General features: G+C 61.2%; 29 protein-coding genes. 22 read left to right on the top strand and 7 right to left on the bottom strand.

Features of this window, described 5'->3' with window-relative positions:
• Window positions 1-136: 136 nt before the first annotated feature.
• Window positions 137-1,111, bottom strand: a complete 975-nt coding sequence (locus ISX84_RS18130; RefSeq protein ID WP_195821788.1) for a LysR family transcriptional regulator — start codon at window positions 1,109-1,111, stop codon at window positions 137-139.
• A 395-nt stretch (window positions 1,112-1,506) separates the two neighbouring features.
• Here ISX84_RS18130 and ISX84_RS18125 point away from each other — a divergent pair, with 395 nt between their 5' ends.
• The 5 genes from ISX84_RS18125 to kdsA all read left to right on the top strand — a co-directional run bounded on the left by ISX84_RS18125 (window position 1,507) and on the right by kdsA (window position 6,330).
• Complete coding sequence (locus ISX84_RS18125) at window positions 1,507-1,851, top strand: ArsR/SmtB family transcription factor (protein ID WP_195821787.1); 345 nt, start codon at window positions 1,507-1,509, stop codon at window positions 1,849-1,851.
• Window positions 1,844-2,872, top strand: a complete 1,029-nt coding sequence (locus ISX84_RS18120) for a permease (RefSeq protein ID WP_195821786.1) — start codon at window positions 1,844-1,846, stop codon at window positions 2,870-2,872. Before ISX84_RS18125 ends, ISX84_RS18120 begins: the two co-directional genes overlap by 8 nt.
• Window positions 2,873-3,211: 339 nt before the next feature.
• Window positions 3,212-3,871, top strand: a complete 660-nt coding sequence (locus tag ISX84_RS18115; RefSeq protein ID WP_195821785.1) for an ABC transporter ATP-binding protein — start codon at window positions 3,212-3,214, stop codon at window positions 3,869-3,871.
• Window positions 3,849-5,495 (top strand): capsule biosynthesis protein, encoded by a 1,647-nt coding sequence (locus tag ISX84_RS18110; RefSeq protein ID WP_195821784.1) that lies wholly within the window; start codon window positions 3,849-3,851, stop codon window positions 5,493-5,495. Before ISX84_RS18115 ends, ISX84_RS18110 begins: the two co-directional genes overlap by 23 nt.
• 1 nt (window position 5,496) lies before the next feature.
• Window positions 5,497-6,330 (top strand): 3-deoxy-8-phosphooctulonate synthase, encoded by an 834-nt coding sequence (kdsA, locus tag ISX84_RS18105; RefSeq protein WP_195821783.1) that lies wholly within the window; start codon window positions 5,497-5,499, stop codon window positions 6,328-6,330.
• Between the two features lie 156 nt (window positions 6,331-6,486).
• On the opposite strand, the gene ISX84_RS18100 is transcribed toward kdsA, so the two are convergent.
• Window positions 6,487-8,418, bottom strand: coding sequence for an AsmA family protein (locus ISX84_RS18100; RefSeq protein ID WP_195821782.1), 1,932 nt, complete (start codon window positions 8,416-8,418; stop codon window positions 6,487-6,489).
• A gap of 66 nt (window positions 8,419-8,484) precedes the next feature.
• On the opposite strand from ISX84_RS18100, the gene rimO reads away from it, so the two are divergent.
• The 4 genes from rimO (at window position 8,485) to ISX84_RS18080 (ending at window position 11,071) form a co-directional block, all read left to right on the top strand.
• A complete protein-coding gene (rimO, locus tag ISX84_RS18095) occupies window positions 8,485-9,858 on the top strand; it encodes a 30S ribosomal protein S12 methylthiotransferase RimO (protein ID WP_195821781.1) in 1,374 nt (457 codons plus the stop codon).
• A gap of 109 nt (window positions 9,859-9,967) precedes the next feature.
• The gene (locus ISX84_RS18090) at window positions 9,968-10,210 is read left to right on the top strand and encodes a CDGSH iron-sulfur domain-containing protein (protein ID WP_195821780.1); all 243 of its coding nucleotides are present in this window, start codon (window positions 9,968-9,970) and stop codon (window positions 10,208-10,210) included.
• Window positions 10,211-10,295: 85 nt separating this feature from the next.
• Window positions 10,296-10,646, top strand: coding sequence for a hypothetical protein (locus tag ISX84_RS18085; RefSeq protein ID WP_229884391.1), 351 nt, complete (start codon window positions 10,296-10,298; stop codon window positions 10,644-10,646).
• A 53-nt stretch (window positions 10,647-10,699) separates the two neighbouring features.
• Window positions 10,700-11,071: a thiol-disulfide oxidoreductase DCC family protein gene (locus ISX84_RS18080; RefSeq protein ID WP_195821779.1), complete on the top strand. Its 372-nt coding sequence runs from the start codon at window positions 10,700-10,702 to the stop codon at window positions 11,069-11,071.
• Between the two features lie 18 nt (window positions 11,072-11,089).
• Here the strand turns inward: ISX84_RS18080 and ISX84_RS18075 are convergent, their stop codons facing one another.
• Window positions 11,090-11,788, bottom strand: coding sequence for a M48 family metallopeptidase (locus ISX84_RS18075; RefSeq protein WP_195821778.1), 699 nt, complete (start codon window positions 11,786-11,788; stop codon window positions 11,090-11,092).
• 121 nt (window positions 11,789-11,909) lie between these two features.
• Here ISX84_RS18075 and ISX84_RS18070 point away from each other — a divergent pair, with 121 nt between their 5' ends.
• Together ISX84_RS18070 and ISX84_RS18065 are read left to right on the top strand one after the other, a co-directional pair.
• Window positions 11,910-12,137, top strand: coding sequence for a hypothetical protein (locus ISX84_RS18070; RefSeq protein ID WP_195821777.1), 228 nt, complete (start codon window positions 11,910-11,912; stop codon window positions 12,135-12,137).
• Window positions 12,138-12,194: 57 nt separating this feature from the next.
• The gene (locus ISX84_RS18065; protein ID WP_195821776.1) at window positions 12,195-13,061 is read left to right on the top strand and encodes a branched-chain amino acid aminotransferase; all 867 of its coding nucleotides are present in this window, start codon (window positions 12,195-12,197) and stop codon (window positions 13,059-13,061) included.
• On the opposite strand, the gene ISX84_RS18060 is transcribed toward ISX84_RS18065, so the two are convergent.
• The gene (locus ISX84_RS18060; RefSeq protein ID WP_195821775.1) at window positions 13,056-13,457 is read right to left on the bottom strand and encodes a BLUF domain-containing protein; all 402 of its coding nucleotides are present in this window, start codon (window positions 13,455-13,457) and stop codon (window positions 13,056-13,058) included. The two genes, ISX84_RS18065 and ISX84_RS18060, sit on opposite strands and share 6 nt — an antisense overlap.
• A 135-nt stretch (window positions 13,458-13,592) precedes the next feature.
• On the opposite strand from ISX84_RS18060, the gene ISX84_RS18055 reads away from it, so the two are divergent.
• The 11 genes from ISX84_RS18055 (at window position 13,593) to ISX84_RS18005 (ending at window position 22,746) form a co-directional block, all read left to right on the top strand.
• The gene (locus ISX84_RS18055) at window positions 13,593-14,048 is read left to right on the top strand and encodes a universal stress protein (protein WP_195821774.1); all 456 of its coding nucleotides are present in this window, start codon (window positions 13,593-13,595) and stop codon (window positions 14,046-14,048) included.
• Window positions 14,049-14,153: 105 nt separating this feature from the next.
• Complete coding sequence (locus ISX84_RS18050) at window positions 14,154-14,717, top strand: NifU family protein (RefSeq protein ID WP_195821773.1); 564 nt, start codon at window positions 14,154-14,156, stop codon at window positions 14,715-14,717.
• A 7-nt stretch (window positions 14,718-14,724) separates the two neighbouring features.
• Window positions 14,725-15,162 (top strand): GFA family protein, encoded by a 438-nt coding sequence (locus tag ISX84_RS18045; RefSeq protein WP_195821772.1) that lies wholly within the window; start codon window positions 14,725-14,727, stop codon window positions 15,160-15,162.
• The gene (tsaB, locus tag ISX84_RS18040; RefSeq protein ID WP_195821771.1) at window positions 15,159-15,776 is read left to right on the top strand and encodes a tRNA (adenosine(37)-N6)-threonylcarbamoyltransferase complex dimerization subunit type 1 TsaB; all 618 of its coding nucleotides are present in this window, start codon (window positions 15,159-15,161) and stop codon (window positions 15,774-15,776) included. The genes ISX84_RS18045 and tsaB overlap by 4 nt, the downstream gene beginning before the upstream one ends.
• Entirely contained in the window at window positions 15,773-16,210 is a 438-nt protein-coding gene (locus tag ISX84_RS18035) for a GNAT family N-acetyltransferase (RefSeq protein WP_195821770.1), read from the top strand. Before tsaB ends, ISX84_RS18035 begins: the two co-directional genes overlap by 4 nt.
• Window positions 16,211-16,343: 133 nt before the next feature.
• Window positions 16,344-17,339 (top strand): BMP family lipoprotein, encoded by a 996-nt coding sequence (locus ISX84_RS18030; RefSeq protein ID WP_195821769.1) that lies wholly within the window; start codon window positions 16,344-16,346, stop codon window positions 17,337-17,339.
• A gap of 3 nt (window positions 17,340-17,342) precedes the next feature.
• Window positions 17,343-18,896 carry an ABC transporter ATP-binding protein gene (locus tag ISX84_RS18025; protein ID WP_195821768.1) on the top strand — a complete coding sequence of 518 codons (1,554 nt, stop codon included), beginning with the start codon at window positions 17,343-17,345 and terminating at the stop codon, window positions 18,894-18,896.
• Window positions 18,897-18,899: 3 nt separating this feature from the next.
• The gene (locus tag ISX84_RS18020; RefSeq protein WP_195821767.1) at window positions 18,900-19,994 is read left to right on the top strand and encodes an ABC transporter permease; all 1,095 of its coding nucleotides are present in this window, start codon (window positions 18,900-18,902) and stop codon (window positions 19,992-19,994) included.
• Entirely contained in the window at window positions 19,994-20,962 is a 969-nt protein-coding gene (locus ISX84_RS18015; RefSeq protein WP_195821766.1) for an ABC transporter permease, read from the top strand. The genes ISX84_RS18020 and ISX84_RS18015 overlap by 1 nt, the downstream gene beginning before the upstream one ends.
• Before the next feature lie 96 nt (window positions 20,963-21,058).
• Window positions 21,059-21,973, top strand: a complete 915-nt coding sequence (locus ISX84_RS18010; protein WP_195821765.1) for a sulfite exporter TauE/SafE family protein — start codon at window positions 21,059-21,061, stop codon at window positions 21,971-21,973.
• Window positions 21,974-21,978: 5 nt separating this feature from the next.
• Window positions 21,979-22,746, top strand: coding sequence for a TIGR02186 family protein (locus tag ISX84_RS18005; RefSeq protein WP_195821764.1), 768 nt, complete (start codon window positions 21,979-21,981; stop codon window positions 22,744-22,746).
• Window positions 22,747-22,779: 33 nt separating this feature from the next.
• Here ISX84_RS18005 and ISX84_RS18000 read toward each other — a convergent pair whose 3' ends face one another.
• Genes ISX84_RS18000 through ISX84_RS17990 form a run of 3 tightly spaced genes read right to left on the bottom strand, consistent with a single transcriptional unit; the run spans window position 22,780 to window position 25,711 of the window.
• Window positions 22,780-23,481, bottom strand: coding sequence for an SDR family oxidoreductase (locus ISX84_RS18000; RefSeq protein ID WP_195821763.1), 702 nt, complete (start codon window positions 23,479-23,481; stop codon window positions 22,780-22,782).
• The gene (locus tag ISX84_RS17995) at window positions 23,478-25,019 is read right to left on the bottom strand and encodes an ATP-dependent DNA helicase (protein ID WP_195821762.1); all 1,542 of its coding nucleotides are present in this window, start codon (window positions 25,017-25,019) and stop codon (window positions 23,478-23,480) included. Before ISX84_RS17995 ends, ISX84_RS18000 begins: the two co-directional genes overlap by 4 nt.
• Before the next feature lie 53 nt (window positions 25,020-25,072).
• Window positions 25,073-25,711 (bottom strand): acyl-homoserine-lactone synthase, encoded by a 639-nt coding sequence (locus ISX84_RS17990; protein WP_195821761.1) that lies wholly within the window; start codon window positions 25,709-25,711, stop codon window positions 25,073-25,075.
• Between the last annotated feature and the right edge of the window lie 17 nt (window positions 25,712-25,728).

Here is a 25,728-nt window from a genome sequence, read left to right as displayed (position 1 = left end):
CTCACAAGAATGTCGGCGCAAGTGATCCGCAACCGGCCAATCTGATCGCAAACTGCAATGGCCTGCGCCGATCCAAATGACCCAGGGCGCCCGGCGCCCACGCGCGGATCGCAGCATCAATTGTAAGTTCAGGTGTTCAGGTACCGGAAGAAACCGGCGTTCGGACCATCTCCGCATTGCGGGAGGCGACGGTGCCATGCGGCGGGTTCTCACAGACGTACCCGCCCAGCGCGTCGATGATGTCCGGATTGGGATATTGAGGTCTGGTCAACGCCCCGAGTTCCCGCATGTTGCCTTCATCATCGAACGGGATGAAGGCCAGACCAAACCCATCGCGTTTGAACTGCTCTGCCGCGATGGCATTCACCATCGTGCAGGCATCACTTTGCGCCACGTAGCGGCACACCGTCTCAAAGCGCGCCGTTTTCACATCAATCCCTGTCGCCTCTGCAACCGTATCGGAGGGATCAGGCAGGTTGCGTTCCAGATCGTATCCAAAGGAGATATCGAACCGGATCAACTGCTCGGCAGGAACCTCATGCGCCCAGATGCTGCTCTTGCGGCTCAAAGGATGACCGGATCGCACCCCCAGATAAAGCGGCTCAAGCCAGAGCGATGTGAAATCCATGGGTCGTTTGGAGCCAAGATAGATGTGATCGAAGCTCTTGCGCGCAATGAACGCCATGTCGATCACGCGGTCCTCGACCATTTTGGCCAGCGCGACGGGATATTCTTCGACAATGATGATCTTCCGGTCGGGGGCGGCCAGCGCAAACAAGTCCCGAAAGTAGAGCGAGAGGTAAGCGGCAAGGGTCGGGGTCATCCCAAGGCGGATGGGCAAGCGTTCTGTTGTCCGGTGCTTGCGCGCAAGGTCGCCGATTGTGTCCACGACCTCGACAACCTGTCTTGCCTGTCCGATCAGGTCCCTGCCGAAAGCAGTCAGATGCACGCCGTCCTTGCTGCGTTCAAAAATCGGGACACCCAGTTCCGCTTCGAGCTTCTTGATTTGATTGGACAGTGCTGGCTGGCTGACGGCGACGGCCTGAGAGGCGCGGGTGAAGTTATGATGCTCGGCCACGGCGATGACGTATTGAAGGTCTCTCAGGTTCATTCGATCTATCGCCTCATTGCGCGTCGCGATTGCCCATCTTGTCAGGGGACAGCTGCGGCACCTGGTCCAGCGTGGCCGCCCCCGGTATTGGACCCAGCTTTCGCGAACTGCCTTAATTTTGGCGATATCGAGCGCCACAGGCAACGCATACCGGTCCATATCTCACCTTCGTGAAACGTCGTGTGATTTTACTGAAACCGCTGAAACAACTGGGACCCAGCCCTCCGTACACATGACCACCCCTGTGCTATGCGCGGTACAGGCCCCCGATTCACGCCAACAACTCCGCTGACGGAGAGAAATTCTAGGGCATGGCGGCATAGGTCGGTATTTTATTTCGACGATTATCGAAATGAGTGTTGTGCCATGAAGATTATTTCGTTATTTCTAGAATCATGAAAATGAACCAACCGGATACCCCCGACCTCACTGTGACTGCCGCGCAGTTCGCGGCCCTTGGCTCTGAACAGCGGCTGAGCGTGCTGCGGACATTGGTGCGGGCCGGTCCCGAAGGGCTGAGCATTGGCGAGCTGGGCACCCGGACCGGTGTGACCGGGTCAACGCTCACACATCACATGAAAATCCTGAACTCGGCCGGGCTCGTCACGCAGGCAAAACAGGGGCGCAGCATCATCTGTGCCGCCGTGGCCTACGACGATGTGCAGGCGCTATCGCAATTCTTGCTGAACGAGTGCTGCGCAGACAGCATCACCCCATGCGGAGACCATGATCATGGCTGAAACCACCCAATCGCAGGTGCCGACGCGGCGCCTCCCACGCCCCGGTGCATGGGGCGCGACCCTTGTCCTGCTGGCAATGATTGCCGTTTTCGACGGGCCCGAATTCGTGCCGACCGTGGTTTTCGCCGCCAATGCATTGTTGCACACCGCCCCCTTCATCCTTTTTGCGGTCTTCGCCGTCGCCTATCTGAAGGCCTCCGGCGCCGAGACGCTCTTGGCCAAGGCCTTCTCCGGCAATCAGGCGCGGATGATCGTGATGGCTGCGCTGCTCGGCGGGCTCTCTCCCTTTTGCAGTTGCGAGGTGATCCCCTTCATCGCGGCCCTGCTGGCCGTGGGCGCGCCGCTGGGCGCCGTGATGGCATTCTGGCTCGCTTCACCTCTCATGGATCCGGCCATGTTCGCCATCACCTCCGGCACGTTGGGCTGGGAGTTTGCCGTGGCCAAGGCCTTCTCCGCCATCGGGCTGGGCATGCTGGGCGGCTTCGGCACCATGCTCTTTGCGAATTCTCCTGTCTTTGCCGATCCGCTGCGGGAACGGCCCGCCGTTGGCGGATGCTGCGGCGTCAAGAAACCCTTCAGCGGCGCGCCCCTGTGGCAGTTCTGGCAAGAGGCCGACCGCACCCGCACCTTCCGCGACACCGCCTTTGAAAACGGGCTGTTCCTGTTGAAGTGGTTGACACTGGCCTATGTGATCGAAGCGATCATGCTGACCTATGTGCCCGCGGAACTGATCGCCAACCTGCTTGGCGGCACCGGTCTGTGGCCCATTTTCCTGGGCGCACTGGTGGGGGCACCGGCCTATCTGAACGGCTATGCTGCCGTGCCGCTGGTGGACGCCTTGTTGGCACAGGGCATGGCACCGGGGGCCGCGATGTCCTTTGTCATCGCGGGCGGGGTGAGCTGTATCCCCGCCGCCGTCGCGGTCTGGGCGTTGGTCAAGCCGCGGGTGTTCGCAGCCTATCTCTCCTACGCGCTTGTCGGCGCGGTGCTGGCGGGCATGGCCTGGCAGGCGATCGCCTGAAGGCAACGGGCAAGCACAACTGACACGGCACGCTTTGCTCGAAGGTTGTTCAGGGCGTGTCGATCCCATTATTTGTGGCGGGCAACCAAGGTCGCTGCCTGAACTCCCAAAAAACATGAACCGGCGAGCCCAGTACATCTGTGAGCCCTAGTGCCCAGGGAGCGGGTCGCCCCGGCGGCCATATGCTGCCAGCCTTTGGCCCCACAGCACGCCGTCCCGCGTAGAGTTTCGTTTCCAATTAAGACATAATTATGCCAAACACAGTAAATAATCCGCTGACAAACTCTGAGTACAGAGATCAGGCAGACCCGTTTCGAGGTCAGAGCAACCGGAGCAGTGATGCTGTCTTTCGAGAACGTATCAAAGTCATTTTGGACCGGGACCCAGCACAAGGTGATCCTGGACCGTGTGTCGTTCAAGGTTGAGTTGGGCAACTCCCTGGGCGTACTGGCCCCGAACGGCACGGGCAAGACCACGCTGATCAACATGATCGCGGGCCTTGAGAAGCCCGATGAGGGGGAGATCAGGCGGGGCTGCAATATCTCCTTTCCCCTGGGGTTCATGGGCGGCGTGGTGACCAAGGTCTCGGCGATGGAGAACGCCCGCTATATCGCGCGTCTCTATGGGCTCGATCCCGACTATGTCGAAAGCTTTTGTCGCTGGCTCTGTGGCCTGGGCGAGTATTTCGACCAACCCATAGGCACCTACTCTGCTGGCATGCGCGCACGGTTTTCCTTTGCGTTGATGCTCGCACTGGATTTCGACATGTACCTGATCGACGAGGGCATGCCCGGCACCACGGATGTGGAGTTCAACCGCAAGGCCGGTGAAATTCTGCAGGAACGTTTGCAAACCACCACCATCATCATCGTGTCGCATCAGGCGCGTACGCTGGAAAAATTTGCCCGTTCCGCAGCGGTCTTGCTGAACGGTCGCCTGCACATGTTCGATACATTGGAAGAAGCGAAACGGCTTTATGACTACGAAACCGACAGCTAGGAAATTCCGCATCAGGCGGACGTCACAAGGGGGAAGTGCCAAAAAAGCAACTCCTGATGACCGTCCGCCAGCACCGGAATCTGTGGCTGAAGAAGATAAGGCCGCAACGTCACCACGGCAAAAATCCGCACCGGTAAAAGCCGACAGCAAGGACGTCGCGACCGACCTGGAGGCGATCCGCGACGAGGGGCTGACCGGGCGCCAGCTGCGCATGGCGCGGCGCGTTGCCCATAAGAACGGATTGAACCCAACGTCAGATCTCGACGCGGTGCGTCTGCTGCGCAACCGCGGCATTGATCCGTTCCAGCGATCAAACATGCTGGAACTCGTGGTACCGAAGAACCCGAATGGACCCACGCAGGACACGGACGGCAAGCCGGACGACAAAAAGAAAGCCGGGCGGATTCAACTGCCGCAGACAATGCCAGTTGACCGGGAAACCCTGCCATCGACGGAACACCTCAGCCCGGCAGAAATGCGCGATCGGCAGATCTCGGAGATTCAACAGGACATCACCCGCCGCCGCCGCCGCAAGATGGGGATGCTGCTGGCGCGACTGGCGTTCTTTGTCATGCTGCCGACCGTGCTGGCGGGCTGGTACTTCTACGCGGTCGCAACGCCAATGTATTCGACAAAATCGGAGTTCCTGATCCTGCAGGCGGATAGTGCAGGCGGCGCAGGCATCGGTGGTCTGCTGTCAGGCACGCAATTTGCCACCTCTTCGGACAGCATTGCCGTCCAGGCCTTTCTGGTCTCCAAACCCGCGATGCTGCGTCTGGATGATGAGATCGGTTTCAAGTCGCATTACGCACAACCCGACATCGACCCGATCCAGCGTCTTGATGCCGACGCCTCCAACGAGCAGGCCTACAAGACGTACAAGAAAAACGTGAAAGTCGGTTACGACCCGACCGAAGGCATGATCCGCATGGAAGTCATTGCCGCAGACCCTCAGGTCAGCGCCGAGTTCAGCCGGGCGCTGATCAGCTATGCGGAGCAAAGCGTCAACGGGCTGAGCGAAAAGAAGCGCGATGACCAGATGGCCGAAGCCCGCGAGAGTTTCGAGGAAGCAGAGAGGGAGCGCCGGGAGGCGCAGCAGGCGCTGGTGAACCTTCAGCTAAAAGGGGACACACTCGACCCGCAAGCAGTCATCGCCGGGATGCGCGCCCAGATCAATCAGGTGGAACTGCAACTGCTGGAGAAAGAGCTGGAACTGGCCGCCCTGCTGGACAACACCCGCCCCAACCAGAGCCGTGTGGATGGCGCGCGCGGTGACGTGCGCCGCCTGAATGCGCAGCTTGACGAGCTGAACGCGCGGATGACCGACGCCAGCCAGGGCGAAAACTCGCTGGCCCAGCTCAACGTGCGCATCCAGATGGCACAGGCAGACCTCGCCACGCGGGACATGCTGCTGCAGTCGGCGTTGCAGCAAATGGAACAGACACGCCTGGAGGCCAACCGACAGGTCCGCTATCTGACCGTCAGCGTGGAGCCAGTGCCGTCGGAAGAACCCAGCTATCCGCGCAAATTCGAGAATACCCTGGTGGCCTTTCTGGTCTTTGCCGGTATATATCTGATGGTCTCTTTGACTGCTTCCATTCTCCGTGAACAGGTGACCTCCTGATATGACGCATGTTTCCGTCGGCGATCTGACGATCGGCAATGACCAACCGCTTACCGTGATCGCGGGCCCCTGCCAGCTTGAAAGCGCGGACCACGCACAGATGATTGCCGGGGTGATGAAAGAGGCCTGCGCGGCGGTCGGCGCGCAATATGTCTTCAAGGCCTCTTACGACAAGGCCAACCGCACATCGCTTGACGGCGCGCGCGGTATGGGCATCGACGAAGGGCTCAAGGTGCTGCAATCCGTCGGCAAGGCCAACGGCGTGCCGGTCATCACCGATGTGCATTCCGAGGCGCAATGCGCCATCGCCGCAGAGGCCGTCGACATCATCCAGATCCCTGCCTTTCTATGCCGCCAGACCGATATGTTACTGGCCGCTGGCAACACCGGTGCAGCGATCAACGTGAAAAAAGGTCAGTTCCTGGCACCTTGGGAGATGGAGAACATCGTCACTAAGATCGAATCAACTGGCAACCGACGCATTCTGCTCACGGAGCGGGGCACGACCTTTGGCTACAACACGCTGGTCGTCGATATGCGCTCGCTGCCACAGATGGCGCAGACCGGCTATCCGGTGGTGATGGACGCCACGCATTCGGTTCAGCAGCCCGGCGGGCGCGGCGGGTCCTCTGGCGGTCAGCGTGAGTTCGCGCCGGTGATGGCGCGCGCCGCCGTGGCCGTCGGCGTCGGCGCCGTGTTCATGGAAACGCATCAGGATCCGGACAACGCACCCTGCGACGGGCCGAACATGATATACCTCGACCAGATGCCCAAGCTTATCGAAACGCTGATGGCGTTGGACCGGCTGTCGAAGGCGACCCCCCTGACATTCTGAGCACGCTGCTTCCTGAGCCAAAGGTGGCCTGAAAGCCCACCTTACCTGCTGGGCGCAAAGGTCTGTGGTGGCAGGTAGGGTGGGCTTTCAGGCCACCCGTGTACATGGGCACTGCGACCCGGCCGCCCGATGCGAAGCGGTTCGGACCCGCCCCCCTCAGTCGAAAAGCTTCCTGAGAAGCTTTTCCTTGACCCGATCCTTCACCGCATCCTCGGTGGATTGCCCATCCTGCCCGGAAATACCGAGCCTTTCGTTCAGCTTCTCCTTGGCCCTGTTTTCGAGCTCGTCCGTTTTGGCATCAATTTCGGCCTCAAAGGCCGCTTCGAGATCTGGCCTGATGGAGATATCAGACCACGGCCCGGTGAACCGCACCGGGATCGACACGCCCTGCCCGCTGTTGGCCCGCAGCGCGACGGGGGTGAACGTATAGTCCACCGTTTGCGTGCCGAGCCCTACGACGCCGTTACCGGAGGCGCGGTAGTTCTTCAGTTGCAGCAGAAGATCGCTGTTGCTCAGCACCCCCGACGCGATGGTCCATGTCCCGGTGAGACTGTCGAAAACGGTGGTCCCGCCACTGGAATCCCCCGAGCGCATGAGGCGGTCCAGGTCGATCCCGAGGATCGTACCCCGCCCGATCTGGAGCGAGCCGTCGCCCGACAGGGATCGCATGATCGCATCTACCGACGCCCCCGCCCCCAGGAACGACAGCCGCGCATTGCCCTGGCCGGTCAAGCGGTCCAAGTCGGCGGCATCCGTCAGCAGCGGCTGCATCTGGATGGACCGGGCTGCAAGGCTTCCCCCCACGGAGAGGCCGGATCGATTGTTGATGACAAACTCACCGCTCACATTGCCACCATAGGCAGCCACGTCGCGCAGCTCGAAAACCATGCGCGACCGGTCATTGCGCAAGAGCGCCCGTGTTGCGCCAAGCTTGAATTGCCCCAGATCGATGCTCTGCGCCGTCAAAACGATCTCGCCGTTGAAGGCGGCAAGCCCGCTGGCGTCGATGGGTGTCTTCGGCCATCCGGTGTCTGCACTGCCCCCGGCACCACCACCACCGCCACTGCCGCCGCTGGCTTCCGGCGTGGCGCCGGACGCCAGATCAAACGCCCCGACATCCAGCTGCGCATTGACCTGTGGCACGCCGTTCAGACCGATGTCTGCAGCGCCGGTGATCCGGTTCTTGCCCAGCCCCGCGACCAGATCACGCAGCGCCAGTTGCCGATCGGGCGTCAGGGTCACCGCTGTGCTGAGATCAATGCTTCGGCCCAGATTTTCAGGCAAATCCGCGCCGGGCAGCCCAAGCGCCTGCAGGAACGCACCGGTGTTGCCGGTGTTCAGGGTCAGCGTTCCTGCGACCGCCCCCGCCGTACTGCCACGTCCGTCAAACGCCAGTTTGCCCGCTTCGGCGTCCACGGCGACCCGCAACGTCTGCGTGTCGCCGGTGATGAAACCTGCAAATCCGTCGATGACCGCATCGATCGTCACCGGGCTGCCCGTGGGCCGCAAAACGGCAGCAATCTCGGCAGGTCCCAGCCGTTCCGGCCAGTCGAGGGTCAGATCAACGCCTTCGTAAGACACCAGATCGCTGTCTTCCGCGTCATAGATCAGCCGCGCATCCGTTACTTTCAGCCGCTCGATGCTAATGGCGCGTGCAGGTCTGTCCGGGGCGGTTTCCGTCTCGATCTGGGCTTCACCACTTGCATCGGTGAATTGCCAGCTCGCGCGGCCATCGGCCCGTTGTTCGAGCCGGATGGTCGGGCTTTCAGCCTCGATATTGGTGATGCGGATTTCGCCCTGCAAAAGCGCCATGGCATCGACACCAATCGCAGCGTTCGCCGCCTGCAGCATCGGGCCTTGCTCCGCCCAATCCGCATTGCCCACTTCCAGACCGTCCGCGCGCACGCCGAGCACCGGCCAGTAGGTCAGCGACACGTCCCCGGTGATGGCAACATCGCGCCCGGTCACGCCGCGCAGCTGCTCTGCCGCGATACGCGCCACCCGGTCGGCGGGCAAAAAGAAAATCGAGACAACGCCAACCACGACAATCACGACGACCAGCCCCAACAGACGGAAGATCCATTTCATGACAACACCTTTACCCTGCTCCGCCAGCCCTTTTCGGGGCCCCTCACTTCCACTATAGCGCAAGTCATGAGTACAAACCCACCCAATCTGCGCCCCGATCTCGCGCCAAAGGCACGGTTGCAGGATCCTGCGCGCCCCGGACAACCCACCATCGGCATGGTCAGTCTCGGCTGTCCCAAGGCGCTTGTCGATAGTGAACGTATTCTGACCCGCCTCCGGGCGGAAGGCTACGGGATATCGCCGGATTATGCCGGAGCAAACGCGGTGATCGTGAACACCTGCGGGTTTCTCGACAGCGCAAAAGCAGAGAGCCTGTCGGCCATCGGCGAGGCGCTGCAGGAAAACGGGCGGGTGATTGTGACCGGTTGTCTGGGGGCCGAGCCCGACTACATCACCGGAGCGCACCCAAGCGTGCTGGCCGTGACCGGGCCGCATCAATACGAACAGGTCTTGGATGCGGTACATGATGCCGTGCCGCCCAGCCCCGATCCCTTTGTCGATCTGCTGCCCGCTTCCGGGGTCAGCCTCACGCCCCGGCATTTCAGCTATCTGAAAATCTCCGAAGGCTGCAATCACAAGTGCAAGTTCTGCATCATCCCCGACATGCGCGGCAGGCTGCAGTCCCGCCCCGCCCATGCGGTGCTGCGCGAGGCGGAAAAGCTGGTCGAAAACGGCGTGAAGGAACTGCTGGTGATCTCGCAGGACACGTCGGCCTATGGTGTCGACATCAAACATGCGACGGATCGTGGCCACCGCGCGCATATCACAGACCTTGCGCGGGACCTGGGCAGCCTGGGCGCCTGGGTGCGGCTGCATTATGTCTATCCCTATCCTCACGTGCGCCAATTGATCCCGCTGATGGCCGACGGTCTGGTGCTGCCCTATCTGGACATCCCGTTCCAGCACGCACACCCGGATGTGCTGCGCCGGATGGCCCGCCCTGCCGCGGCGGCCCGAACGCTCGACGAGATCGCGGCGTGGCGGGACATCTGCCCGGACCTGACCCTGCGCTCGACCTTTATCGTCGGCTATCCCGGCGAGACCGACGCCGAGTTCCAGACCCTGTTGGATTGGATGGACGAGGCGCAGCTGGACCGCGTTGGCTGCTTTCAGTACGAAAATGTCGAGGGCGCGCGGTCAAATGCGCTGCCGGATCATGTGCCGGAGGAGGTGAAGCAGGACCGTTGGGAACGCTTCATGGCCAAGGCACAGACAATTTCCGAGGCGAAACTGGCGGCCAAGGTCGGGCAGCGGCTCGACGTGATCATTGATGAAATCGACGACGAGGCGGCCACCTGCCGGACAAAGGCGGATGCGCCGGAGATCGACGGAAACCTGTTCATCGATGAAGGGTTCGAGGACCTGTCCGTCGGGGACATCGTGACGGTCGAAGTGGACGAAGCAGGTGAATACGATCTTTGGGGACGGCTAACCGGCTGAGCGCTCCGGGTCATGGCGGGCGGGTGTGTTGGTCAAGCTGCGACAGTGCGCTATGCTCTCCGTCACACGCTGATCAAGCCACAGTCTTAGCGCCAGAGAAAGCACACCTATGACCGACACGCCGAAGATCGCCCAGAAATCGCCCTACCCCGTCGAGGTGACCGCCGGGAAAACTTATTTCTGGTGCACATGCGGCCAGTCGTCGAAACAGCCCTTTTGCGACGGCTCGCACAAGGAAACTGCCTTCGCGCCCATGAAGTATGAGGCGGAGGCGGATAAAACCCTGTTTTTCTGCGGTTGCAAAGCAACCAAAACCCCACCGCTTTGCGATGGCACGCACTCGAAAATCTGACGCCGCACGGGCCGAATTGGCCTTGGGCTTGAAAATGTTCCTTTTATGTTCTATTTATTAACAGAACATTGAGCGGGAGCATCCCATGTCTTTTGAACCCCAGATCCCCGGGCTTTTCGCATCCGAGCAGGGTGCGCGGCCCGTCGAAAACGCTCAGGCGGCCACGCAAAAGCAACTGCAGTACGCGCATGCAATCGCGCAGAAAACCGGCGTGGCGCTGCCAAAGGACTTGCATGGCGATCGCGCCGCCCTTTCTGCGTGGATCGATGCCCATAAGCCCAAGGCGCCGGGCCGCAGATTTGCGAATTACCCGTCCTCCAAACAGGTTGCCTTTGCGGAAAGGATTGCGCGGATCAAGCGTCGCGACATCCCGCGGGAGTGCTTTCGCGACAGGGGTATGATGTCGAAGTGGATCGACGGCAACATGCCGCGTTAGTCTGCCGCATTCAGGCGTCTGGAAACATCATGGGGTCGGTCTAATTCCAGCCCATGAGCAAAACGGATATTCTCTATAACGGCGCGTGCCCGGTCTGCAGCCGTGAAATTGCCCACTACCGGCGTCTCAGCGCTGCGCGCGACCTGCCGCATCGCTATGATGATCTGGCGGATGCGGAAAACCTGCGGACATGGGGTGTGACGGCGGATGACGCCGCAAAGCGTTTACACGTGCGCAAAGACGGTAGGATTTACGTCGGTGTCCCGGCGTTCATCGCGCTCTGGGAAGACTTGCCGGGATATCGGTGGCTGGCGCGTTTCGTAAAACTGCCTGGCGTGTTCCACGTGGCACGCTGGACATATAACCGAATTCTCGCGCCGCTGCTCTATCACCGCCATGTAAAGCGTCAAAGAAAAGGCGCCTGACCTCACCGGTTGCAGGGGCTACAATCCAGCCGCCGTTCTGCGGACAATTTCGATCCGCTGACTGTTCGGCGGATGGGTGCCGAGAAAACGGTCGCCCGGGTCCGGAATGCGGCTGAAGAACTGCGCTCCGCGCAAAGGATCAAACCCCGACCGCGCGGTGATCACCGTGCCGAGCGCATCCGCTTCCAGTTCGAAATTCTTGGAAAAAGAACGCGCACCGACCTGCGCACCGGTACGCTGCGCCGATTGCACGGCCTCCGCCCCGCCCCCCAACAGCACGGCAATGCCGCTCGCAATCACGGCGCCGTTAACGGCATTGCGCTGCTGCCGTGGGATATGGCCCGCAATATGGTGCGCAGCTTCATGACCCATGACGAAGGCAAGTTCATCAACATTGCGCGCATCGTCGATCAGCGCCTGGGTAAAGGCAATGATCGGTCGCCCGGACTTGTCCAGTGTCTGAAACGCATTGGGCGGCTGGTTTGCTCTGCTGTCCACGACGATCTTGAAGTCGCAGTTTACACGCGCCGTGCGCGCCCGGCATTCGCGTTCGGCCACCGGTTCGACAATCCGCACCACTTCGGCAAAACTGTTGGCTCTGGCCCGGGGGACCGGCGCGCTTGGACCGCCAACCGGTATCGGCACCGCCCCCGTTGTCACCTCGCACCCGGCAAGCAGCATTGCGGCAAGGACTGTGGCTATCGGCTTCCATCGCATGGGGTGGCTCTCTCCGCGCTTGTTACGTCCTTTTATCTTAGCATCTTCATTTCCGGCGACCAGTCCGTTCACACAGCTTTGTCCCCCTTGCATCATGCGCCGCAACCCGTAGTCTGCCCCCATGTTTACAATCGAACATGAATTCGACGCGACGGTCGTGACCCTTGTGGATGACGGCAAAGCGCCCTTGCAGGAAGACGTGACCGTGCATGCAACGGAAAGTGCCATTCTGCTGAACCAGTACGATCCGCGCACGGACCGTACCGTGTCCATCACGCTATCCCCTGAACAATGGCGCGATTTGACGGCGGCGCTGAACCTGCCGGAAGGCGTCTACCGCGCAGAGTAACCCTGACCAACACGGGCTGCGAATTCTCTCTCTGGCCCGTCTCCCGGAGATCCACCCATGAGCGTCGGCACCAACATTCACACCTATTTCGACGGGCGCTGGCACAAAGGCGATGTGCCGGTGATGCAAGCAGCCGATCACGGTGCATGGCTAGGCACGACCGTCTTTGACGGCGCGCGCTTCTTTGCGGGACGCGCCCCGGATCTGGTGCCGCATTGCGCGCGGGTCAATCGCTCTGCCGAGGCGTTGATGATCAAACCGACGGTCAGCACCGACGATATGGTCGAGATGGTCCGCGAGGGTCTGAAAAACTACGGGGCTGAAGATGCCGTCTATATCCGCCCGATGTATTGGGCGATCCATGGAGATGACACCGCCATTGTCCCGCGCGGGGATGAGACCGGTTTCGCCATCAGCCTGGAACAGATCCCCATGGCCCCGGCAGATGCGGCGGCTACGCTCGGCCTCACCCGGTTTCGCCGTCCGGTGATGGAGGATAATGTCGTCAACGCCAAGGCGGGATGCCTTTACCCCAACAACGCGCGGATGCTGGCCGAAGTCCGCGCGCGCGGCTTCAGCAACGCGCTGGTTGCGGATGCGATGGGCAATGTCGCGGAAACAGCCACAGCCAACATCTTCATGGTGCGGGATGGTGAGGTCTTTACCCCCATCGCCAATGGCACATTTCTTGCCGGGATTACCCGGGCGCGTCACATCGCGAATATGAAGGCCGACGGCATTGTCCTGCATGAAAAGGTGCTGACATTTGATGATTTCCATCACGCGGATGAGGTTTTCATGACCGGGAACATGTCAAAAATCACACCGGTCAAGGCGCTGGAGGACACAACCTATCAGGTTGGTCCCATGGCGCGACGGCTGCGCGAGATGTATTGGGACTGGGCCGCCTCCGAACCGCTATGACGGATCGTCCTGGGCCGACCTGAAAAAGACTTCGCGAATGGCCAGCTTGGAGGCCGCGTGCAGCGCGCCCATATGCACCTCCAGCGGCGACCAGAGCCAGGACACCGCGGGGTCGTGCTTCATCGCCCAATCGGGAAAGAGCCGGTCCGGCACGCCTTCGGACACCAGCGATGTCACTTCCACATGCCGATCATCCGCGCAAATCCGCTCGTATGTGGCCTCGACCTTCAAGCGAGGCCCTTCAAGAAGCTGCAGAAAAACATCCGGTCGACAGATCAGCGCGCCGGTGATGTCGTCCCGCGCGTTCCGGGACCGTGCCGTTGCCAGAATACTGGCCAGCATGTTCAGGTCATACCCAAAAGGACGCGAGGTATAGATCAGCTGATGGACGGACATTTTCCGGACCTTTCCGCTTGTCCCGCCAGAATTGCGTCTCGCGCGCTTTCTGTCCAGAGGCAGCCGGACAGAGATTGCGATTGCGCCGCCCGGAAACTGAGGTCATGATCTGCTCAAAAAGGGGGACATCGAAAGATGCGTAAGTTTCTTGTCGTGCTGGACGACAGTCGCGAATGCCTGAACGCCATGCGATTTGCGGCGATGCGGGCGGCCAATACCGGCGGCGGGGTCGAAATCCTCTCGGTCATTCCGCCGGATGAGTTCAACCACTGGATCGGCGTTGGTGCCGTCATGCGTGAAGAAGCGCGCGAACGGATCGAAGTGCATTACGAGGTTTTCGCCAAATGGATGCGGGACCGGCAGGGCATTGATCCTGAACTGGTAATCCGCGAAGGCCCACCCGTGGATGAGATATTGTCGCAGATTCACGAAGACCCGGAGATCGGCGTATTGGTCTTGGGTGCAGGGACCGACAAGAAGGGCCCAGGCCCGCTGGTCACGCAACTCACAAAAAGTGCGGGATCGCTGCCCATTCCGATCACAATTGTGCCCGGCGACCTGAGCAAGGAAAAGCTTGAGGCGATTACCTGAGCAATTTGCTCATTTTGTCCTGCGGACGTCCAGATTAGAATGATTCCAAACCTTGACTTAACGGGGCACGACCCGCATATCTGAGACATCCTCAGGAGAAAATCCATGTTCATCCAGACAGAATCGACACCGAACCCCGCCACCCTGAAATTCCTGCCCGGTCAGACCGTGCTGGAGATGGGCACGGCTGATTTCCCGACCGCTGAAACGGCGGATAAATCACCTCTGGCCACGCGTGTCTTTGGTGTTGAAGGGGTCGCCGGCGTTTTCTTCGGGACCGACTTTGTCACCGTAACCAAGAGCGACGCAGTCGACTGGGATCACATCAAACCCGCGCTTCTGGGCGCGATCATGGAACATTTCCAATCCGGGCAGCCGGTCATGGCCGGGGATCACACGCCGGCTTCCGGTCATGCGGAGCACAGCGGAGAGGATGGCCCGATCGTCAACCAGATCAAGGAATTGCTGGACAGCCGCGTACGGCCTGCCGTGGCACAGGACGGGGGCGATATCACCTTCCACGGCTTTGACCGCGGCGTTGTCTACCTGCACATGCAGGGTGCCTGCGCCGGATGCCCCTCTTCCACCCTGACACTGAAGATGGGGATCGAGAACCTGCTGCGGCACTACATCCCCGAGGTCACCGAAGTGCGCCCGGTCGCCACGTAAGCAGATCATGGACAAGACCCCGCCGATCACCGGTCGGTGTTACTGCGGCAAGACCCGGTTTTCGGTTTCTGCCCTGCCGTCCGTCGTTTCTTATTGCCATTGTTCGGACTGTCGGCGCGTCTCCGGCGCGCCGGTGGCGGCTTTTGCAGCCTTTGCGGATGGGTCCGTGCGATACACACCCGACCCCGGCGCGCCCGTGTCGCACTTTAACGGCGTAGAACGCTGGTTTTGCGATGCCTGTGGCTCGCCGCTTGGCGCGCGGTATGACTACCTGCCGGGACAGATTTACGTGCCGCTTGGCCTCATCGATCAGGCTGCAGACCTGCCGCCCAGCCTGCATTCCCATGCCGCGTCCGGAATGCCGTGGTTGCACATCCAGGACGAGCTGGCCCGAAATGAGAAAAGCGCGCGTGATACGCTGCGCCCCGGATCAGCCCAGAAATGACCGAACCCGCGCCCGTAACCGTGCTGGCGTTTGATACCGCCGCGCCGCATTGTGCGGCAGCGGTGCTGTCGGATGGACAGCTTGTGGCGCATGCAGAAGAGCCCCTGCAGAAGGGACAGGCAGAACGGCTGATGTCTCTCTGCGACGATCTGCTGACATCTGCGGATTTGTCTTTTGACGCGCTGACGGCAATCGGCGTGGGCATCGGCCCGGGAAACTTCACCGGCATTCGAATTTCCGTTGCAGCGGCGCGCGGGCTGGCCTTTGGGCTGGGCGTCCCCGCCGTTGGCGTGTCCAGTTTCGAAGCGCTGCGATATGGCCACGATGGACCCTGCGCCACCGCCATCACTGCACGCCGCGAACAGCTTTATTATCAGCGCTTTGACGGGACTAACGCAGAAGCGCCGATCCTGATGCCCGAGCAGGCCCTGCCCGAGCATGCAGGTCCACTCTTTGGCGCGACGGGACGTGCGCCCACCTTTCCCATTGCCGAAGCAATCGCGCGCCTGGCAGCGGATCGGTACAAAACGACGACCGAGCGTCCCGCCCCACTCTACCTGCGCCCTGCGGATGCAGCACCTGCGCGCGACGCGCCCCCCGTCATCCTGCCATGACACCGGCAGAGCTCGCCAGCCTGCATTGCGCCGCCTTCCGGTCGGAGCGGAGCTGGGCCGCCGATGAATTCGCAGCCCTGCTCCAGAGCCCATACGTCACCCTGACGGCCCGTCCGCAAGGCTTCGCCCTGATCCGCACCATCGCGGGAGAGGCGGAAATCCTAACCCTCGCCGTGCATCCGGACCATCATCGCCAAGGCATCGCCAGTCTGCTGATCTCAGACTGGATGGCAGAAACAACGGCGCAAAGGGCATTTCTTGAAGTGGCGGCAGACAACCATGCCGCGCAAGACCTTTACCGCAAGCATGGATTCGCACAAACGGGACGGCGACGCGACTACTATAAGCGATCTGATGGCACCATGGTGGATGCTGTGCTGATGACGGCGGCGTTGCCCTGCGGTCAGGGGGCTGAATCCCCCCGCACCCCCTGAAAAACCGGTTGACCCTGCCCGTCAGCTAGGCCCTAATTTGCACAGGAACAGATAAACTCTGCTCGTACCGGGCGGCTTGGGGCTATGATCGGCCCGCCGGACGCTCCAAAATCACAAACTGGGAGACCCCTGAATGACTCTTATGCACAAATTCCTCGGCGCAACGGCTGCACTGGCTTTGTCCGCTGGTGCCGCCCTCGCCGAACCCGCACTGATCTTCGATCTTGGCGGCAAGTTCGACAAATCCTTTAACGAAGCGGCGTTCAACGGGGCCACACGCTGGGCCGAAGAGACCGGCAACTCCTTCCGTGACATCGAACTGCAGTCCGAAGCACAGCGCGAGCAGGCCCTGCGCCGCTTTGCCGAATCCGGCGCCAACCCGATTGTCATGACCGGCTTTGCCTTCGGCGATGCGCTGGGTCAGGTGGCCAGCGACTATCCCGACACAGATTTCGTGATCATCGACATGGTGGTGGATGCGCCCAACGTGCGTTCCGTGGTCTTCAACGAGCATGAAGGCTCCTACCTCGTCGGGATGCTGGCCGCCAAAGCCTCGCAATCCGGCACCGTCGGATTCATCGGTGGCATGGACATCCCGCTGATCCGCAAATTCGCCTGTGGCTACGCGCAGGGTGTCAAGGCGGTGAACCCCGATGCGACTGTGATCGCCAACATGACGGGCACGACGCCTGCCGCCTGGAATGACCCGGTGAAGGGCTCCGAGCTGACCAAGGCACAGATCAGCCAGGGCGCTGACGTGGTCTATGCCGCGGCGGGCGGCACCGGTGTCGGCGTGCTGCAAACGGCGGCGGATGAGGACATCCTCTCCATCGGTGTGGACAGCAACCAGAACCACCTGCACCCGGGCAAAGTGCTGACCTCCATGCTCAAGCGCGTCGACAACGCTGTCTTTGACGCGATGTCTGACGGTCCGGGCATGGAAAAAGGCTTTAACGTCATGGGCCTTGCCAATGGTGGCGTCGGCTATGCCATGGATGAAAACAACGCCGACCTGGTGAGCGCGGACATGCAGGCGGCGGTCGATGCTGCCGCCGACAAGATCGCATCCGGTGATCTGGCCGTGCATGACTACACATCGGACGACAGCTGCCCGGCTCTGAGCTTTTAAAGCATGAGCGGCAGCGATACGTCGGGGCGGCAGGAAACTGCCGCCCCCGCCATCGAACTCCAGGGCATTTCAAAGGCTTTTGGACCGGTTCAGGCCAACAAGGACATTTCCATCCGGGTCATGCCCGGCACGATTCACGGCATCATCGGTGAGAACGGCGCGGGCAAATCGACCCTGATGTCGATCCTTTATGGCTTTTACAAAGCCGATAAGGGCGAGATTTTCATCGCCGGTCAGAAAACCGACATTCCCGACAGCCAGGCGGCGATTGCCGCGGGCATCGGCATGGTCTTCCAGCACTTCAAGCTGGTCGAGAATTTCACAGTGCTCGAGAATATCATTCTCGGAGCTGAAGACGGTGGGCTGCTGACCCCCTCGCTCGCCAAGGCACGCAAGACGCTGCTGGAGCTGGAGCATGAATACGGGCTCAACGTCGACCCCGACGCGGTGATCGAAGAACTGGGGGTCGGCATGCAGCAGCGTGTCGAAATCCTCAAAGCGCTCTACCGGCAGGCCGATATCCTCATCCTCGATGAGCCCACGGGCGTGCTGACCCCGGCGGAGGCCGACCAGTTGTTCCGCATCCTCGACCGGCTGCGCGAAGAGGGCAAAACCATCATCCTGATCACCCACAAGCTGCGCGAGATCATGGAAGCCACGGATACCGTGAGCGTGATGCGGCGGGGCGAGATGACGGCAACGGTCAAGACCAAAGACACCTCACCGGCGGAGCTGGCCGAGCTGATGGTGGGGCGCAAGGTCCTGCTGCGTGTTGATAAAAAGCCCGCCGTCCCTGGCGATGTTGTTCTCGATATCAAGAACTTGCACGTTGTTGACGACAAGGGCGTCGAGCGGCTCAAGGGGATTGACCTGCAGGTGCGCGCCGGGGAGATCGTCGGGATTGCCGGTGTGGCCGGTAACGGTCAGTCCGAATTGCTCGAAGTGCTTGGCGGCTATGCAGACGCCACCGGCGAGATCCGCGTGAACGGCCAGCCGCTTGATCTGTCCGGCAAGCATTCTGACGGACGCTCGCGCCGTGCCCGCGGCATCGCCCATGTGCCTGAGGATCGGCAGCGCGAAGGCCTGATCATGGATTTCTCCGCCTGGGAGAACACCGCTTTTGGCTATCACCGCGATCCGGACTACCAGTCGGGCGTCTTGCTGAACAACGCAGCTATTCGTGCCGATACCGAGGCCAAGATGGAGCGGTTCGATGTGCGACCGCCCAACCCGGGCCTGGCCGCCAAGAACTTTTCCGGCGGGAACCAGCAAAAGATTGTGCTGGCACGCGAGATCGAGCGCAACCCCGATCTGCTGCTGGTCGGCCAACCCACACGCGGCGTCGACATCGGGGCAATCGAATTCATCCACCAGCAGATCGTCGCCCTGCGCGACAAGGGTAAGGCCGTGCTTCTGGTCTCGGTCGAGCTTGAGGAAATCCTCGCGCTGGCAGATCGTGTCGCGGTGATGTTCGACGGGCACATCATGGGTGAACGGATGTCAGCCGAGACGGATGAAAAAGAACTGGGGCTGCTGATGGCCGGTGTGGGGAACTAAAGCATGGAAGTGATGCCAAAATGGGCCGAGGTCACCCTCGTGCCGCTCATCTCGCTGCTGCTGGCCGCGATCCTGTCGGCGCTGGTGATCCTTGCCATTGGCGAAGACCCGATTGCAGCGGTGAACCTGATGGTCACGGGCGCCTTGGGCAGCACCTATGGCTGGGGCTACACGCTTTACTACGCGACCAACTTCCTCTTTACCGGCCTCGCCGTCTCCGTGGCCTTTCATGCGGGTCTTTTCAACATTGGCGGCGAAGGACAGGCCATGCTCGGCGGGCTGGGCGTCGCCTTGGCCTGCCTGCTGATCCCCTGGCCGCATTGGACGCTGGCCCTGCTGGGCGCTGCAGGTGCTGCGGCGCTTTTCGGCGCCGCATGGGCCGCCATACCGGCGTTCCTGCAGGCCAAACGCGGCAGCCATATCGTGATCACCACGATCATGTTCAACTTCATCGGCGCGGCCGTGCTGAACTACGTGCTCGTGAACCTGATGCGCCCGGCAGGCAGCATGGACCCGGCCACCGCGCGCTTTCCGGAAACCACGCACCTGCCGACCTTGCACGACATCCTTGCGCCCATCGGCATCAACTTTTCCAAGTCCGCGCCCGCAAACGTGACCTTCCTGATCGCGCTGCTCGCCTGTGTCCTTGTGTGGTTCCTGCTCTGGCGCACATGGTTAGGCTATGAAATCCGCAGCTACGGCAAATCGGAACCTGCGGCCAAATACGGCGGTATCTCTCCCACGGCCATCACCATGATCGCCATGCTGATCTCCGGCGGTCTGGCGGGTTTGATGGCGATCAACAACGTGATGGGCGAGGCCGAACGACTGGTCCTGAACGCCGTCGAAGGCGCGGGCTTCATCGGTATCGCCGTGGCCCTCATGGGGCGCAGCCACCCGTTTGGCGTATTGCTGGCGGCAATCCTCTTTGGGTTCCTCTATCAGGGCGGGGCCGAACTCGCCCTCTGGACGTCGATTCCCCGTGAACTGATCGTGGTCATTCAGGCCCTTGTGATCCTCTTCACCGGCGCGCTCGACAATATGGTGCGCATGCCGCTGGAGCGGCTGTTCCTGATGATGCGGCGGAGGAATGCCTGATGGATTTCCTGACCCTCATCCAACTGCTCGACAGCACCGTGCGTCTGGCGACCCCGTTGCTGCTGGCCTGCCTGGCCGGGCTGTTCTCTGAACGGGCGGGCATTTTCGACATCGGCCTCGAAGGCAAGATGCTGGCGGCAGCCTTCTTCTCGGCGGCCATTGCTGCGCTCACCGGCTCGGTCTGGATTGGACTGCTCGCAGGCATCACCGCGTCGATGTTGTTCAGCCTGCTACATGGGCTGGCCTCCATCACCTTCCGCGGCAACCAGCTGATTTCCGGCGTCGCGATCAATTTTCTGGCCGCGGGGCTGACGGTTCTGATCGCGCAGGACTGGTTCAGCCAGGGCGGGCGCACCCCCTCTCTGATGGGCGGCGCAAGGTTCGAACCCATTACCCTGCCCTTCGCCGAAGCCTTCGGGTCCGTGCCCTTTATCGGCCCAATCTATCAGGAGCTGATTTCGGGGCATTCTATCCTCGTCTATCTCGCTTTCGCCATGGTGCCGCTGACATGGTGGATCCTGTTTCGCACGCGTTTTGGCTTACGCCTGCGTGCCGTGGGTGAAAACCCTGCCGCCGTGGATACCGCAGGTGTCTCCGTCGTCGGGCTGCGCTACGCGGCTGTAATGATCTGCGGGGTGCTCTGCGGCATCGCGGGCGCTTACCTTTCGACGGCCCTGCAGGCGGGGTTCGTCAAGGACATGTCGGCTGGTCGCGGTTTCATCGCGCTCGCCGCCCTGATCTTTGCCAAATGGCGCCCGTGGTACGCGCTTTACGCCACGCTGCTCTTTGGTCTTTTCGGCGCGCTGGAGACCCGCCCGGACGTGATCGAAGCGCTATTTGGCATCAAGGTACAGGGAGCTCTCTTGGGTGCGCTGCCCTACGTCATGACCGTGATCATTCTGGCCGGTTTCGTGGGCAAAGCGATCCCACCTCGCGCAGGAGGCGAACCTTACGTCAAAGAGCGCTGATCCCATAAGGCCAGTTCGGCCTTTTATGTCAGTCCTGATTGCTGCAGGGCAGCAAGGGGCATTGATTTTGCACCCCCCTGTGCTCTAACAGGGGACATGCAAATTTACCTTCCCATCGCCGAAGTTTCGGTCAACGCCTTTTTGTTGCTGGGCTTGGGTGGGATCGTCGGCATCCTGTCGGGCATGTTCGGTGTGGGCGGCGGGTTCCTCATGACGCCCCTGCTTTTCATGATCGGCATTCCGCCCGCCGTGGCCGTGGCCACCGAAGCCAATCAGATTGTCGCCTCTTCCTTCTCAGGTGTGTTGGCGCATTTGAAGCGAAAGACGGTGGACCTCAGGATGGGCACGGTATTGCTCATAGGGGGCCTCATCGGTGCCGCGCTGGGGGTTGTGGTCTTTAACTACCTCAAGGCACAGGGCCAGGTCGATCTGCTGGTCAAGCTTTGCTATGTCATCTTCCTTGGCGTGATCGGCGGGCTGATGTTCGTGGAAAGCCTGAACGCGATCCGCAAGACCAAGTCCGGCAAGCCGCCTGCGCGCAAGAAGCACAACTGGATCCATGGGCTGCCCTTCAAGATGCGGTTCCGGGTCTCCGGTCTCTACATCTCCGTGATCCCCCCGCTGCTGGTGGGTGTGGCCGTCGGCATTCTGGCGGCGATCATGGGTGTGGGTGGCGGCTTTATCATGGTGCCCGCCATGATCTACCTGCTCGGCATGCCGACCAAGGTTGTCGTGGGCACATCGCTTTTTCAGATCATTTTCGTGACCGGCTTTACCACGCTGCTGCACGCCACGACGAACTTTACCGTGGATATTGTTCTGGCGGTGCTGCTTCTGGTGGGGGGGGTGATCGGTGCGCAGATCGGGACGCGCATCGGCGTCAAGATGAAGGCCGAACAGCTGCGCATCCTGCTGGCCCTCATGGTGCTTGCAGTCTGCGGCAAGCTGGCCCTCGATTTGCTTTTGATGCCGTCGGAGCTCTACTCCGTCGGTGCGGCCACGGGGCATTGAGCGTGATGCCCCGTTTTCTGACCGGTCTCCTGACGCTTCTGCTGCTCTGCACAGGGCCGCTATGGGCCGAAGAAGTCGTCTTGGGCCTCAGCAAGGACAAGGTGTCGATCACCACGAGCTTTGACGGCTCCGATATCCTGATCTTCGGCGCCGTGAAGCGGGAGCAGGCCATTCCCGAAGGACCACCGATCGAGGTCATCGTGACCGTTGCAGGCCCGTCCACACCTCTGACCGTACGGCGCAAAGCCAAACGCCTGGGCATCTGGGTGAATACGGATGCCGTCGAAGTGGATCGCGCGCCCAGCTTTTACGCGGTGCAGACCAGCGGCCCGTTGCGCGAGGTGCTTAAGGATGTGGAGGATCTGCGCCACAAGATATCCGTGCCACGCGCCATCCGCTCGGTTGGTGCACCCTCGAACATCAGCGATGCCGAAAGCTTCACCGAGGCGCTCATCCGCATCCGCAGCCGATCAGATCTCTACCAACTGCGTGAGGACGCGGTTACCGTCAGCGAACAGACATTGTTTCGCACGGCTGTCCGCCTGCCGGCCGCGCTGACCGAGGGCGACTACGTGACGCGCATTTTCCTGACGCGCGATGGTCAGGTGATCTCCAGCTATGACACGACAATCGACGTGCAGAAGGTTGGTTTGGAACGCTGGCTCTTTGAGTTGTCGCGGGGGCAACCATTGCTTTACGGGATTATGTCCATCGCCATCGCCATTGCCGCAGGCTGGGCTGCATCCGCCGTCTTCAGAATGTTCCGTGCCTGAACCGAAAGGGTGGCCTGAAGCCCACCCTTGGTGTCACCCTCGCCCGATATACGGCATTGTGCTCGCCATGACGGTCATGAATTGCACATTCGCTTCCGGGGGCATCCCGGCCATATGCAGGACAGATCGCGCGACATTCTGAACGTCCATCGTCGCCGTGCCTGGCTGCGTCTTTTTCAATTGTGCAAGCAGGTCGGTTTCCGCATTGCCGATGTCGATTTGCCCGCAAGCAATGCCGAAAGGCCGCCCATCCAGCGACAGCGTCTTGGTCAGCCCCGTTACCGCATGTTTGGTCGTGGTATAGCACACTGAATTCGGGCGCGGCACGTAGGCTGACAGTGAACCATTGTTGATGATCCGGCCGCCCTGCGGTTTCTGGCGGCGCATTTGCGCAAAGGCCAGTTTCGCGGCAATGAACATGCCACCGACGTTCACCTGCATCACCTCGGCCCAGTCCTGCAGATCGACCTCGTCGATTGTCGCCGAAGGGCCAAAGAGGCCCGCATTGTTGAAGAGTACATCGAGATGGCCGAATGCATCGAACGCCGCCTGCATGCCCGGTGCATCCGTGACGTCGGCAGGCAGCGGCACCGCGGTTTCAAACCGGTCAGCAAGCGCCTCAAGCCGGTCTGCGCGCCGCGCAATCAGACCGACGCGCCAGCCGGCCTCCAGAAACATCTCTGCGGTTGCGTGACCAATGCCCGAACTAGCGCCAGTGATGATGATCGATTTCATAGTAATTCCTCCGGTTGCGGTTCGGATAGCGCCAATGGCGCGGTGGGCACGGCACGCAAGTCATCGACCGCCAGCGGCCCCGTCGGCATCGACAACCGGTTGCGGACCACCCAGATCAGCCGCTCCTGAGCACGTGTGATCGCCACATAAGCAAGCCGTTTCCACAGGGGCTGTCCGGCTTCTGAACGGCCCATCCGTGCAGCGGCATAAAGATCAGGCGCAAAGACCTGAACCGTGTCCCACTGGCTGCCCTGGGCCTTGTGAATGGTCACCGCCGCACCATGCAGAAAGGTCGCGCCCATGCGGGCCGCAAAGGGGATAAAGGGCTCTTCCTCGTCCGGCTTTTCGATCTTCACAATTGACGCCGCAGAGACTTGCGGATCTTCCGCCCCCATCACATGCAAGCGGCTGAACCCGGGTTTGCGCCCCTCCCCCAGATAGATCACCTGCGCGCCCTTGATCAGCCCACGCGCTTCCAGATCAAGCCGCTTCTTGCGATGTTTCAACGGCAATTCCAAACCGTCACAGATCAGCGGCTCGCCCTCCAGCAGCGCATCCTCTGGTGCACCGTGCACCTGACGGAAGGCATTGATCAGGCGGATGCGCGTGGCATTCCGCCAGACCAGCACCGGGCTGCGCGCCATCAGATCGACCTCGACCCGCTGGCCCCAGACAACCCGGTCATCACGTGCTGCCGCCTCTTCCACCATACGCTCAAATTGCTCAAACCCCAGATCAGGATCGCCAAGCGCATGGGCAAGATCGAGAATCGGATTGTCCGCTTCCTGCCGGTGAATGCGGCTCAGTGCGAGTACCCGCCTCTCAGGCAGCTTCTCGAACACCATCGCACCTGATTGGTTGACCGGCGCAAGCTGAGCAGGATCGCCAAACAACAAGAGCGTCGGGAAAATCTCCTTGAGATCCTCGAATTGCTTGTCGTCCAGCATCGACGATTCATCGACAAAGCCGATGTCCAACGGCTCTTCGCGCCGTTTCCAGCCGGTGATGAAATCCGACCCGCGCAGACCCGCCGCCGCCAAGGCGCCGGGAATCGACTTGTTGGTGGCGTAGAAGGCTGCCGCCCGGTCGAGGGCCACATCGGTCAGCCCGTCGATCTCAGGACGCTCTCCATTGGCCGCCAGCCACTCCGCGATACGTTCATATTCCGGATCGTAGACCGGCGTGTAAAGGATGCGGTGAATCGTGGTCGCAGGCACACCGCGCAGACGCAGAACACTCGCGGCCTTGTTGGTTGGTGCAAGAATGGCCAGCGTACGCTTGTCGCGGCGTTTGCGGGATTCGTAATCGCCCGAGACGACCTCGACACCGGCGCCTTCCAGCGCCTTGTAGAGCTCCGCCAGTAGCAGCGTTTTGCCCGATCCCGCCTTGCCTGTGATGGCCATGACGGAGGCAACCGAGCTTTTGGGCGGTGTCAGAAGTTGATCATCCAGATCGATGCCAGACCCGCGCAGGACCTCTGTCACGCTGTCATAAGCTGCGGCTTGGTCGTCGGAGAAAGTCAGCGCGGGTGTGGTCATGGCGCGACCCTACAGGGGCCGCGCGACAGGGACCAGATGTCACCTGAGCGGATTTAGCCCGCGCAGGCCAATTGGCGCGCCACTTCGCGTCCGAATGCCCGGTCGAACCACAGGCGGGAGAGTTCCGGCGACACGCCAGCCCGCAGAGCGACCTTCGCCTGTGCTTCGGGTGCAAACTCCCACAAACCGATGCTGATAGCGTCACGCCCTTTGCCTTCGCTGCCCAGAACCTCTGGCGAGGACCCGATCATCCGGTAGATGCGCACCATGCGCGCGTCGAAGACCCCGACAAAATGCTTCACGCCAAATCCACTCATGATTTCCCCGCCACCCAGCATCAGGGCTGCGGCGACACGGCTTGGCGCCTCGCGGTTCAGGCAAAAGCGCGTGCATTCCCAGATGAGCGGGCTGGTGATTGTGCCCCCGCCCATCAGGTGGGTGAAGTGATCGTTGACCATGGTCCGTTCTGTTGTCGGCAGGAACCGCATGGACCCGCCGTGGGTGCCGTCGGGCATTTCCCAGATCACATAGAGAGGGTTCATCGCGTCATACTCGTCCCGCTCGAACCCCTGTTCGTCCACGCTGACTTCCCATCCCAGGCGCGTTTTGAACTGATCCGCACGATCCTGAAACATGGATTGAGCAAGTTTTTTATGGCGGGAAAGCTGATCGGCGTAGATGTAACGAAGCATGTTGTGTCCTTTGGTCA

The sequence above is a fragment of the Roseobacter sp. MH60115 genome (assembly GCF_015644665.1).
Lineage (GTDB): Bacteria > Pseudomonadota > Alphaproteobacteria > Rhodobacterales > Rhodobacteraceae > Roseobacter.
The sequence above is the reverse complement of the archived record's forward strand: the minus strand, read 5'-3'. Positions and strand labels throughout refer to the sequence as shown.